General features: G+C 63.5%; 8 protein-coding genes. 3 read left to right on the top strand and 5 right to left on the bottom strand.

Translation table 11 applies throughout. The features are described from left to right. Positions 1-129 precede the first annotated feature (129 nt). Positions 130-2,202 carry an HD domain-containing phosphohydrolase gene (locus VN461_11350; protein HXB55372.1) on the top strand — a complete coding sequence of 691 codons (2,073 nt, stop codon included), beginning with the start codon at positions 130-132 and terminating at the stop codon, positions 2,200-2,202. A 233-nt stretch (positions 2,203-2,435) separates the two neighbouring features. Next, positions 2,436-2,636 (top strand): hypothetical protein, encoded by a 201-nt coding sequence (locus tag VN461_11345; GenBank protein HXB55371.1) that lies wholly within the window; start codon positions 2,436-2,438, stop codon positions 2,634-2,636. Between the two features lie 10 nt (positions 2,637-2,646). Here VN461_11345 and VN461_11340 read toward each other — a convergent pair whose 3' ends face one another. Further along, entirely contained in the window at positions 2,647-3,030 is a 384-nt protein-coding gene (locus VN461_11340; protein HXB55370.1) for a hypothetical protein, read from the bottom strand. Between the two features lie 380 nt (positions 3,031-3,410). On the opposite strand from VN461_11340, the gene VN461_11335 reads away from it, so the two are divergent. Continuing rightward, positions 3,411-5,042 carry an MFS transporter gene (locus tag VN461_11335; GenBank protein ID HXB55369.1) on the top strand — a complete coding sequence of 544 codons (1,632 nt, stop codon included), beginning with the start codon at positions 3,411-3,413 and terminating at the stop codon, positions 5,040-5,042. Between the two features lie 83 nt (positions 5,043-5,125). Here VN461_11335 and VN461_11330 read toward each other — a convergent pair whose 3' ends face one another. The 4 genes from VN461_11330 to VN461_11315 all read right to left on the bottom strand — a co-directional run bounded on the left by VN461_11330 (position 5,126) and on the right by VN461_11315 (position 11,815). Continuing rightward, the gene (locus tag VN461_11330) at positions 5,126-6,745 is read right to left on the bottom strand and encodes a serine hydrolase (GenBank protein HXB55368.1); all 1,620 of its coding nucleotides are present in this window, start codon (positions 6,743-6,745) and stop codon (positions 5,126-5,128) included. Positions 6,746-6,761: 16 nt separating this feature from the next. Beyond that, on the bottom strand, positions 6,762-7,808 hold the full coding sequence (locus VN461_11325) for a dipeptidase (GenBank protein ID HXB55367.1): 1,047 nt from the start codon (positions 7,806-7,808) through the stop codon (positions 6,762-6,764). Positions 7,809-7,905: 97 nt separating this feature from the next. Continuing rightward, positions 7,906-10,647 (bottom strand): TonB-dependent receptor, encoded by a 2,742-nt coding sequence (locus VN461_11320; GenBank protein HXB55366.1) that lies wholly within the window; start codon positions 10,645-10,647, stop codon positions 7,906-7,908. A gap of 118 nt (positions 10,648-10,765) precedes the next feature. Beyond that, on the bottom strand, positions 10,766-11,815 hold the full coding sequence (locus VN461_11315) for a proline racemase family protein (GenBank protein ID HXB55365.1): 1,050 nt from the start codon (positions 11,813-11,815) through the stop codon (positions 10,766-10,768). Between the last annotated feature and the right edge of the window lie 28 nt (positions 11,816-11,843).

Raw genomic sequence — 11,843 nt, 5'->3', positions numbered from 1 at the left:
TTGCAACACCAATTAGGGGGTGCGGGTGCTGCTACGCGGGCTGGATGGGGATCCTCGGAGCCCGACGGTGCCTGGCACCTGCCATGTCCCTAGGGTGCCCCCCACATAGTATGCTCAGCATCGCCCTCGGTGAAGATTACCTGCCCCTCCTGTCAGACCGCGAACGGGGAAGGCGCGCGGCAGTGTCGTAGCTGCGGTCGTCCTCTCGAGCCCACCCTACCCGGTGGGACCCTCGTTGCTTCACGGTACGAGATCCGGCATGCACTGGGGACGGGGGGCATGGGAACGGTCTACAAGGCCTACGATCGCGTCCTTGAGGAGACGATCGCCCTCAAGGTGCTCCGACCGGAGATTGCCCGCGACGCGGAAGTCGCCTGGCGGTTCCAGGCCGAGGTCCGACTCGCGCGCAAGGTCACCCACCGCAACGTCTGCCGGATGTACGACTATGGGCAGGACGGGGACATCCACTTCATCTCCATGGAGTTCATTTCGGGCACAGACCTGAGCAAGGTGGTGCAGGCTCAGGGGGGCTTGATGCCGGACGGGGCGTTCGACGTGGCCCTGGAGATCGCGGCTGGGCTGCAGGCCATCCACGAGGTTGGAATCGTCCACCGCGACCTCAAGGCATCGAACATCATGCTGGACTCGAGGGCCGTGGTGCGGATCATGGATTTTGGCATCTCGAAGGAGTCGGGAAGCAGCGTGACCGGTACCGGAATCATCATCGGAACTCCCGAATATATGAGCCCCGAGCAGGCGCGGGGCGACCGGGTCGGCTTCGCAAGCGATGTCTACGCCCTGGGCATCGTCGTCTTTGAGATCTTCACAGGACAAGTCCCCTTCCGGGGGGCGAACTCGATGGCGACGCTTTACAAGCAGGTCCATGAGCCGCCGCCCCTCGACGGTTCGGCCGCGGCCGTCATCCCGGCATCTTTGATTCCTGTGCTGAGGACCGCGCTCGACAAGGTCCCCGCCTCCCGACACTCCTCGGCGAGGGCGTTCACAGAGGCGCTCCAACAGGCCCGAGGGCAGGCGCAGGCCGCGTTTTTTCTTCCTTCCCCAGGCCTTGCCGTCCCCGTCCCTGCCGTTCCGCCACCTGCCCCCCCGGCCCCGAAGACAGCGGAGGCAGCAGCGGGCCAGCCGCGGCTCGCCACGGCATTCGACAAAATCACGACCCTCCTTCAGGAGAGCCCTGGCCTCCTGCGGCTCCTGGAGGTGATCCTGAACGCCGCTCAGGCCATCGGCTCCGCAGAGGCCGGTCGGCTGGCGCTGCTCGATGTCGAGCCAGCAGGGGGAGCACTCGTCGAAGCCGTTGCCGGCGACGGCTCGGAAGCGCTTCGGGGCACACACCTTGCGCCCGGGGAGAGCCTGCTCCTCAGGGCGGCGGTGCGCGGGAAGGCCCTGCGCTCGAACAACCTCTCAAAAGAGGAGGGCTACTCCCCTAAGGTGGATGAGCTGGCAGCGTCAAAGCCCGGCTTCCTCGTTCTGCCTCTTGTCTCCGGAAATCTGCGGGGTGGGCTCTTGCTCGCGGGCCGGGAAGGAGGTTTCGGCCCGGGCGAGGAAGCTGACCTTGTCCGCCTAATGCGCTTTGGTGCCGTCGTCCTCGAGAACGCCCAGGCCCGGGAACGCGTCCTCGACTCCTTCACCCACACCGCCGAGCTCCTCGTCTCGTTCCTGGAAAAGGCGGACCCCAGCTACCCAATGCACGCCCGGTCGGTCGCCGCCGGTGCGGACATGATCACGGCAGGCCTTGGCCGGCCAGCGGAAGAGCAGCTGCAGATCCACTTCGCCGCTCTCCTTCACGACATCGGGAAGCTGGGCCTCGACCCAGCCCTGCTGCGCACGGAGGGCGAGCTAAACGAGGACCAGCGCCGGCAGATCCAGCAGCACGTGGGCCTCGGCGTCCAGCTCGTCTCACCCATAAGCCCCTGGAAGGAGCTGCCCCGCATCATCGAAGCTCACCACGAACGCTGGGACGGAAGCGGCTACCCCAAGGGCCTCAAGGGCAACGAGATCCCCTTTGGGGCCCGAGTCGTGGCCGTGGCCGACGCCTTCGACGCCATGACCGTCAAGAGTCCGGGGCGTGCGCCGGAAGATGTTCTCGCCGAGCTACAGACGGCTGCTTTCTCACAGTTCGACCCTGTGGTCATCCGAGTCCTGGAGGGGGAGTACCGCCGCCGCGCCGCCCTCCTCAAGCGGTGAAAAGAGCGCCACTCGGGGCGGGGAGGCCGAAGTGGACACGAGCCGATACCTCGAGAGGATTTCGACGGCTCAAGTCTTGACGCATACGTGTCCGAAGGCTCGCATGTGCCTGTGAGCAAGACCTGCATGAAACCCGTACGGTACAGGCGCAAGTCCTTTTTCGTCGACGCTTATGGGAACCCGCGGAAGCCTCAAGCCGGGCAGCATCGAGGTGCCTTGACGTGGGGGCCGTCATGGACGCGAGCGTCTACATTGGACACTGGGAGCGTGGCCTCTACGAGGACACCTTGGCGGAGATCCGGAAGACCTTCGTGATCCGATACTCCGCAGTCCAGCTCTCCGAGCTCAGGCGGGAGCGCGAACGCGTGAGACGGAGCGGACCGTCAACCGGTTGCATTATCTGGCGTGGGGCATCTGGGAACCCACGCCGGTGAGTGAGGCTCCTCAGACCCAGCCAGAACACGCGCCGCACTGGTGCTCGAGTAGGTCTCGAACGAGGCCGTCTGCCTCCTGTCGGGCGTTTGCCAAGGAGCCCTCGATTGAGTCCTCGACGATCGGCCGGCATGTCTTATGCCCCAAGCGGTAGAGTGTGATGTCGAAATGACCCGCTATTCCTTCAAGAACAATGGCTAGGACGCCGTCGTGCTTCCGCCATGACAAGCGCGCCGGCTGGCTGGCGGCGATGATCGCCTCTCCGCAGCGGACACTACGGGGACGCAACACTCCACTGAGACATGAAAGGTCGGGGTGAGGTCGGTCGGGGCTCCCCAAATCGAGCGCAGTCGTGGCGTCGTCGGGCCGCTCACCGAGGAAGCTCAGAACCTTCATGCTATGCATCCTTCCACAAGCAGAAGGTAAGGCTGTGAGGCCACGAATAGTCTAGGAAAATCATAGGTTTTCCCAGCTTCGAACGACGTGGCGACGGGCGATCTCGCGTTGCCAGAAGGCAAGGGCACCGTCCTGGAAAAATGGGGACCGCCACGCTATTCACCGATCTAAGAGTCTGCTCGCCGCTGCAAGTGGTTGCGCGTACGCTGGATACGCGGCTCACTGACCACTGACTGCGAATCAGTTTCTGTTCAGTATGTCTCGCGAGGTGCCAGGAGGTTCCAAGCCGATACGTCCCGTCCTCTGGGTCGGTCGCCGGCGCGCGGCATTAGACTTAGGCTGACCATCCGGCCGGCGAGTCGGTCCTGGCTGATCGCTCCTTGTCCACGGAACGCGGTATCCTCTTCAACACTCCGATGGAGATACCAGCGAAGCACGAAGCGCCGAGTCTGTGGCGACCGTTGCGCACGCCAATCTTCCGCCAGCTGCTAGTCGCCGACGTGGTGTCTGACGTCGGTACATTCATGCAGGGCGTCGGCGCGGCATGGCTCATGGTCTCGCTCGGCGCCGGCCCCATGTACGTAGCGCTGACCCAGACGGCCTCCGCGCTGCCGTTCTTCATCCTCGCGCTGCCCGCCGGAGCGATAGGGGACATTGTCGACCGTCGCAGGCTGATTCTCTATACAGAAGCATGGATGGTCTGTGCCGCGTTCACGCTCGCAGTGGTGACCCTGACGGGTGTCATCACCCCGTGGATCCTGCTTGCGCTGACGTTCGCGCTGTCTGCGGGAGATGCGTTCGAAACGCCCACTTGGCGGGCGGTACTTCCGGAGCTTGTGCCGAAGGACGATCTGCCCGCGGCCTCGGCGCTCAACGGCATTGAATTCAACATCGCACGGGCAGTAGGCCCGGCGCTCGCCGGCGTACTGATCGCGACGGCTGGCGTCGGCGCCGCCTTCCTTCTAAACGTGGCGTCGTTCGCCGGCGTCATTCTCGTGGTTGCGCGTTGGAAGCGTCCAGTTCATAAACGAACGTCGCCGCCGGAAACGGTCGGTGGAGCGACGATAGCCGCCATCCGCTACGTTCGACACGCTCCCGCGATCCGTGCGCTTATGCTGCGGTCCGGCGTGGTGATGTTCTTTGCCAGCGCGTCGTTCGCACTTTTGCCGACGGTGGCGCACAACATCAGTAACAACGCGATTGGGTACGGGATTCTTCTAGGGTGCTTCGGAGCCGGTGCAGTCGGAGGTGCGCTGCTGATGCAGCCCGCCCGCGCCCGTTGGTCGACGGAAGGCATCGCCTCGATGGCCGTCGCGTTGCTCGGCGCGATGATTGTCGCGACCGGCCTGGTCCACAGCCTCGGCGGTCTCATCTTCATCATGCTCGTGAGCGGTGCCGGTTGGATCCTCTTCATCTCCCTCGTGAGTGCGCTTGTGCAGACTTCCGCTCCTGACTGGGTCCGAGCTCGCGTGCTCGCGGTCTTCATGCTGATCTCTCAAGGAGGGATGGCCGCGGGGAGTGCGGTGTGGGGAAGCGTTAGTGCGCACGCGAGCGTCGAAACAGCACTCCTGTGGGCGGGCGTGGGCACGGTCGCGACGACAGCGCTGGGACTGATGGCGAGACTGCCGGCCATGGCCGCCGACGTAAGCCCCTGGAACCACTGGCGCATGCCGGCGATCGTGAAAGACGTCGCGCCGAGTCTTGAGCGGGGTCCCGTGCTCGTGACTGTCGAGTACGTTGTTGATGCGCAGAACGCAAAGCAGTTCCTGCAGACGCTACACAGGTATGGGCGCGTCAGGCGACGAGACGGTGCATCTCGTTGGGGAGTCTTCCGGGACGTCGAACACGCTGATCTGTACGTCGAGACTTTCTTGGTGAGCTCCTGGGCGGAGCATCTGCGCCAACATGAGCGCTCGACACGCGAGGATCGGGATTTGGAGGATCGACTACACAGCTACACGCGTAGTGAGCCGAAGGTGCGGCATCTCATTCATGTCGAAGCCGAGAGTTAGTGGGTCGTGACCCGCGTCCGGGTCCCTACTACGGGCCTTTAAGGACAAGGCCTTGGGAGTGTCCGATAGACGAAGGAAGATGCTCAGCGACCTGTCGCGGACACGGCGGTCTCTGACGACCGTCTGACGAAGTCCGCGACTCCCTCGACGCTGAGACGTCCCACTTTCCCATCTGGACCGATCACAAACCTCGCGAACCGCGGGTAAGCCATTGGACCGCGTAAGCTCATGCGGAACAAGTCGTAGTGCCAGTGTGTGAGATCGGCCTCCTGAGCGCCCGGGAAGCCGAGAAGTAGCCCGCCTGGCTGCTCGGTGACGTGTACCTCACCGTAGGCGGGATCGAAGTAGGTTCCGGCAAACGCCGAGAGGGGAAGCTGCGGGCTGGTGCCGACGCGCCGCCCATCCCTAAGGCGCTTCTCAGCTTCTTGGGTCTCGCGCTCCTGCGCCTCGTACCCGGTCAGGACGCGGTGACTCCAGTCAACCTCCGGTGCGCCCAGATGGAGATCGAAGGCCGTAAGGACCAGGGCCGGCGCCAGGCCCGTGCGATCGGCGTTCGCGATCACCACGACGCCGATGCCATCGTCGGGGAGCAGACCGACGGTGGAGTGGAAGCCATAGACGTTGCCGGTGTGCGAGGACATGCGCCGGCCTCGGTAGTCGTTGAGACGCCACCCGAGGCCGTAGGCCATGAAGTGTACGGCCGGCTCTTCCCGGAGAAACGGCGACCAGTTCTCGCGGGGGATCGGAATCTGTGGCTCATGCATCTCCGCGAACTGCTTCTCGCTCAGCAAACGCTTGCCCTCGAACACCCCCTTGCCTACCAGGAACCTGACCCAACGCGCCATGTCCCTGACGCTCATGGACAGCTCTCCGCCCGCGGGGCCGATGTTGGCGTAACGCCGCCAGGGAATGACTTGCATGCGTCCGTTCTTCTTGAGATGGGGCATGGTGAGGTTGGTCCCGGCTCGCGCGTCCCCGATTCCGACGGAGCGTCCGACCAGGTCACAACAGAAGCAGGGCGCCACACTCTCGGGCGACCAGAGCGAGTCGAGAGTGAGGTGGGCGCCGGTAATTCCGAGCGGAGCCAGCAGCCGCGACTGGAGCACGTCCTCCCAGCGCTTACCAGAGACCTCGGCCACGATCTCTCCGGCGGTCGTGTACATCAGGTTGCTGTAGTCGTAATGGGCGCGGAAGGGCGCGTAAGGCTCGATGAAGCGCAGCCGCCGGAGCACCTCCCGGCGGTCGAGCGTTGTGGCAGCCGGAAGCAGAGCCCCCCCAACCCCGACGCGATGGGTCAGGAGGTCCCGCAGCGTCACTTCACGAGTGACCCAGGGGTCGAAGAGCTGGAACCATGGGAGGTGCTTAGTGACCCGATCATCCCAGGCGAGCTTACCTTCGTCGACCAGCATGGCGACCAGAGTGGCCGTCATGGCCTTGGTGGTAGAGCCGATCGCCATGACTGTGTCAAGGTCGACCGGCTCCGGTTTCCCCAGCTCCTTGACACCGTACGCGCGAATGAAGGCGACCCGATCGCCCTCGACCACCGCGATGGCTAGTCCGGGGACCTCCCATTCCGCCATGCCCCGCCGCACCGCCGCATCGAGCCTTAGCCAGCGCGGGTCCTTTTGCGCGGTCGGCTGCGCGCCGACCGTCGCCGCCGACAGAACGAGGGCTAGGAGCGAGAAGAGACTCGACCTGGACATCGCGGGCAGACGGGGCTCAAGCCTTCCAAACCGCCTTGAAGACTCGAATGAAGTTCTCACCGAGGATCTTCCGTACGTCCGCATCGGAGTAGCCTCGTGCCTTTAGGCCCTTGGTGAAGCTCGCAAGCTTCGAGACTTCGTCGATGCCCGTCGGGTAGTGCCAAGGGGGCATCGGGTAGGTGTCGGGCTCGTACCCCCACCGCTTGTAGTCCTCAGGATTCGACTGCGAATAGTCGAGCCCGAGCCCGATATAGTCGGTACCGACGAGCTTGGCGATGTAGTCGACGTGATCGAGCAGTTGCTCGAGCGATGGCCCGCGGTTCTTGTCGACGAAGCTGTCCTTGCTCACGAACCCGGGAAAGCCGTTCATCCCGATGACGCCACCGCTCTTTGCCAGCGCCTTGATCTGGTCGTCCTTGATGTTGCGCTTGCTGGGGTAGACGCCGTACGCGTTGGAATGGCTGAACATGACGGGCAGCTTGGAGACTTCCATCGCCTCCATCGTGGTCCGGTAGCCCACGTGGCTGCAATCCACGACGATCCCCAGGCGGTTCATCTCCTCGACCATCTTGCGACCGTACTTGGACAACCCGGAGTCGGTGCGCTCCGTCGAGCCATCGCCGACGGGGTTCTTTTCGTTGTACGTGAGCTGGATGACCCGTACGCCCAGTCGGTGGAAAACGCGGAGCAGGCGCAGGTCATACTCGACGGGCCGCGAGTTCTGGAAGTGGAAGCCCACGCCGAGCTTTCCCTCGCGCTTCGCCCGATAGATGTCCTCGACCGTCGTCACGTGGATGAGCGACGGGTCGCGGTCGAAGCGCTCGAGCCAGCCCGTGATCTGGTCGATCGCCGCACGGAAGTCATGGTTGCTGGCCACGGTCGCCATGGCCACGGTCTCCCCCCCCGCGCGTGTCTTCGCAATGTATTCGTCCGCTTCCGGGGTCAGGAGCGGGCATGCGTGGTCGATGACGATGGCGGACGAATGGAGATCGCCCCCGACGGGAGTGGGCTGCGCAGCCGCAGGGGAGGGGCGCAGCGCCGCGGCCGGGGCTGCGAGAAGCATCGGTGCTGCGGCTAGGGATTTGAGAAAACCGCGCCGCCCTGGCTGGGGGCCACTGCTCATGGTTGCCTCCTTCGCTTCTGCGGTCGAGGACGAGGCTTCAGAACGCGAATCTCGCAGACACCTGCAGCTGGCGCGGCGGGAACGCCCCCGTCGCGATCTGGTATGTGTTGGTGCCAACGATGTTGCCATAGGTATTCTTGTTGAGCGTGTCGAAGACGTTGAAGGCTTCGAGCCGCACGATAAGTTGGTAGCGGTCCTTGAACTTAAAGGCCTTGTTGAGGAAAAGGTCGAGCTCCCGGAACCAGTCTCCCGTCAGGGTGTCCTTGCCCACGCCCGGTGGGCGGTCGTTAGTGACGCCGTCGCCGTTGTAGTCATAGCCGAGCTGGGCGGTGTAGGGCCGGCCAGAATAGGCGAGGAAGATTCCTCCAGCCGAAAAGCCCCAGGGCAGCTGAACCGTGCCGTTGGCGGCAACGGTGTGGCGGAGGTCGTTCAGGGAAGGGCCCCATTCGGCCGCCATGTTGGTGCTGTCATTGGGCCGGCTGACGTAGTCGCCGCCGAAGCCAAGATTGTCCCTCGACTTGGCGAGGGTGTAGGACAGCTGGAACGTGTGCCCGCCGCGCACACGGCGAGTGATGTTGAAATAAAGCCCTTCGTACTCGCTGCTGCCCGAGGACTCAAGCTGGTCGACCCGGCGAAAGCCGTTGGGGACGGGAGGTGTCGGCCGCAGTGCGTTGGCGAACGTGGTTTCCTGGCCCTTGGGATAGGGACCTTCAAAGGGCGGGGCGTTCAGATCACGAATGCGGAACAGGTTGTGACCCCTCACGTAGACCGCATCGACGCTAATGGCGAGGTCCCTGGCGATCTCGCGTTGAATCCCGATCGAGCTCTGCCAGCTACGGGCGGTCTTCATATTGGGGTCGAGCTCGTAGATATCGCGCGCCGGGATCGGACGTCCCGCCGGAAGCGAGGGAATGCTGGCGAAGTTGCTCGGATACAAAGGGTCGGAAGGACGGAAAGTCAGGGTGTACGCGCCGTTGGGGCCGCCCCAGGCCGACACTTGCAAGAGCTGTGTGAACGCCATGTCGTAGAACAACCCGGTGCCGCCCCGGACGCTGGTCTTGCCGTCCTTCCAGGGGTCGTAGGCGAAGCCCACCCGTGGCGCAATGTCGCCATGGTCTGAGGGAGCGAACTGGTTGTACTCGTAGCGGAGTCCAAGGTTGAGCATCAGGTTGTCGCGAACACGCCAGTCGTCCTGCGCATAGACCCCGTCGACGTTCTCATCGAAGACGAAGTGGGTCGGACCGAACGCCTGGCGCAAGTACAGCGGGGACCCGTAATACACGACGTAATAGCCGGTGGCGGTGTAGCGGGTGTCGGAATCGCCTCTCAGGACCTGGAAGTCGCCCCCGAACTTCAGGCTGTGTTGGCTCAGGTGGAGAGTGAGGTCGTCTTTGAACTCCAGGCGGCGGGTATGGTTGGTCTGATCAACGCTGGGATGGCTGCCACAGCACGTGATGACGCCGAAGTCCGTGTACTCATAAACGGACGGATGGCGGGAATTGGGATTCCAATCGTTCTGCCGCGTCCCGACCTGGAAGCGGAACTCGTTCAGGGTCCGGTTCGACAGGGCCAGCCTGTCGCTCAGCATGAAGAGTTTTTCGTCGTACACGGTCTGGGCCCCGAAAGCCTGGGTCGAGAAGCCGCCCACGTAGACGTTGGTGTCGGTCTCCGTCTTGCGCGTGAACGACGCTTCTAGAGAGTGCTTGGTCGAGAGCTGATGGTCGAGCTTGGCGAAGAAATGGTCGCCGTCGTTGTTCTGGGGGAAGTTGCCCACTTCCTTCGAGATGTCGAGCGCGGGGATTGACCAGGCCGGGTCCGCGCTGACAATCGTCGTCGTGTGGTAGTTGTCGCGCTCGTAGTTGACAAAGAAGTGAGTCTTGTCCTTGACGATGGGACCTCCGAGGCTGGCTCCATACTGCTTCTGGCTGAACGGGCTCTTGTCCTTCTCCTTGTCCAAGCCGAGCGTGTCGGAGTTGAAGACCCACTGCCGCGCGTTCAGCCTCTGATCCCGCCCGTAGATGTACGCAGTTCCGTGGAAGTCGTTGGTCCCAGACTTCGTCACCACGTTGATCACGCCGCTCATCGACCGGCCATACTCGGCGGTGAAGCGGTTGGTGATGACCTGGAACTCCTGCACCGGCTCCGAAGTGTAGTAGCCGTAGGCCCCTCGGTCCACGACGTCCGTTACCTCCAGGCCATCGAAATGAATGGTCACGTTTCGGAAGGAGAGGCCGTTGATGCTGGTCAAGCCTCCGCCGAAACCCGTGGACGGAGCAACTCCGGGCGCCAATTCAGCCAGCTCGAGGAAGTCTCGTCCATTGAGAGGCAGCTCCTGGATCCTCTCAGACTCGACAATCTGGCCGATTTCCGACTTCGTGGCGTTGACTAGGGGTGCTTCCCCGGTGACGCTGAGAGCCTCCTGGAATTGTCCCACCTTCAGCACGTGGTTGATCGCCACCGCCTGACCCACGTGGACGGTGATGCCGTCACGGGTGAGGCGGGGGAAGCCTGAAGCGTCCACCGTGATTCGGTACACCCCGGGCGGGAGGGCGTCGAGCCTGTAGGTACCCACGGGGCTCGTGGTCGCCTCAGTCGCCCAGCCGGTAGCCACGTTCGTCGATCGCACCGTGGCCCCCTTGATCACGGCGCCGCTCTCATCCTTTACCGTTCCTTCTATGGCCGCCGTGCCCTGGGCCAACCCCGGGACGGCAAGAGCGAGAACCAGGCAGGCTCCCACAAGGACGCGGCCAACGATGCCACCGCCACTCTGCTTCTTCATGGGAAGCCTCCGGGTAATGCGGCTGATATTTGATATGAAGTATATCTAGAAGGCAACGGGTGTCAACTGCTTTTTTAGTCCTGTTCAACGCTAGTTAGCAAGCGAGGGACTCTAACTACTATGCGCGTGACAGGGACGAGACGTGTTGTTCAGCTGGTTTGGCGACCCGCAGCCCCCAGCCCAGCGGGTCGCGAGGATTGAGAACGAATTGCTGGATTCCGATCAGGAACGCCTGTCCTGAAATGACGGGTTCGACCGCGACGAAATCGCCGACCCGGGTTTCCCGGAGGAGCTTCCCCTTGAAGCGGCTCCCGATGATGCTCTCGCTCGTGAACTCCTGCCCCAAAGACAGTTCGCCTCGGCTGTAGAGTGTCGCCATCGTAGCTGCCGTACCCGTGCCGCAGGGCGAGCGGTCCACCTGCCCTTCACCGAAGATGGCGACACCTTTGGAGTACGGCTTAGAAGGATCGGGCCTCTCGTAAATCTCGGTGAGCTCGACACGAGCGATGTGCTGCTGTAGGGGATGCCGGACAGATACCTGCTCGTTGACCGCGCGCTTGATGAGAATGCCGATCTGCACGAGCTTGTGGAGGTTCTCGGGGCGGACCGACGTACCGACGGCGCTGGCGGGAACCATGGCGACGAAGTTTCCGCCGAAGGACACGTCTACGACGATGCGCCCGAGACCGGGAACGTCCAGCGCGACGTCCCTGGAGTGAGCGAACGAAGAGACGTTGAACAGCGACACCTCGACCACGCGCCCGTCTTGGATTCGGGCGCGCGTCTCTACGAGCCCGCTCGGCGTGTCGAAGGCGATCCTCGTTTCCGGCTCGATCGGTGGGACCCAACCGGTCTCGATCAGAGCAGTGGCGGCGCCGATCGTGCCGTGGCCGCACATGTCGAGGTAGCCATCGTGGTCCATGAAGATGAGGCCGCACTGAGCTTCCTCTGTCACGGGCGTGGTGAGTACCGCACCAAACATGTCACGGTGCCCACGCGGCTCCTGCATCAGGAGGGTGCGGAAGCGATCCAGGCGCTCGCGCATGTCGTTCCGCTTCTCTGCCATCGTGCGGCCGATGAGCTGGGGGAGGCCCCTCAGGACGATCCGGGTGGGCTCCCCTGCGGTGTGTGTGTCGATGGCCGAGATGAGGTGACTGAACTCAACCATAGAATGGCACCCCTCGAAGCTTGCGTCG

This window comes from Vicinamibacteria bacterium (assembly GCA_035570235.1).
In the GTDB taxonomy this organism is placed as follows: Bacteria; Acidobacteriota; Vicinamibacteria; order Fen-336; family Fen-336; genus DATMML01.
Note: the sequence above shows the minus strand (reverse complement) of the source record. Positions and strands in the feature narration are given on the sequence as shown.

Bases quoted from the DNA above. Each gene is read 5' to 3' on its own strand.
- VN461_11345 (HXB55371.1), top strand. From the start codon at position 2,436: ATGGACGCGAGCGTCTACATTGGACACTGGGAGCGTGGCCTCTACGAG.
- VN461_11340 (HXB55370.1), bottom strand. From the start codon at position 3,030: ATGAAGGTTCTGAGCTTCCTCGGTGAGCGGCCCGACGACGCCACGACT.
- VN461_11330 (HXB55368.1), bottom strand. From the start codon at position 6,745: ATGTCCAGGTCGAGTCTCTTCTCGCTCCTAGCCCTCGTTCTGTCGGCG.
- VN461_11325 (HXB55367.1), bottom strand. From the start codon at position 7,808: ATGCTTCTCGCAGCCCCGGCCGCGGCGCTGCGCCCCTCCCCTGCGGCT.
- VN461_11320 (HXB55366.1), bottom strand. From the start codon at position 10,647: ATGAAGAAGCAGAGTGGCGGTGGCATCGTTGGCCGCGTCCTTGTGGGA.
- VN461_11315 (HXB55365.1), bottom strand. From the start codon at position 11,815: ATGGTTGAGTTCAGTCACCTCATCTCGGCCATCGACACACACACCGCA.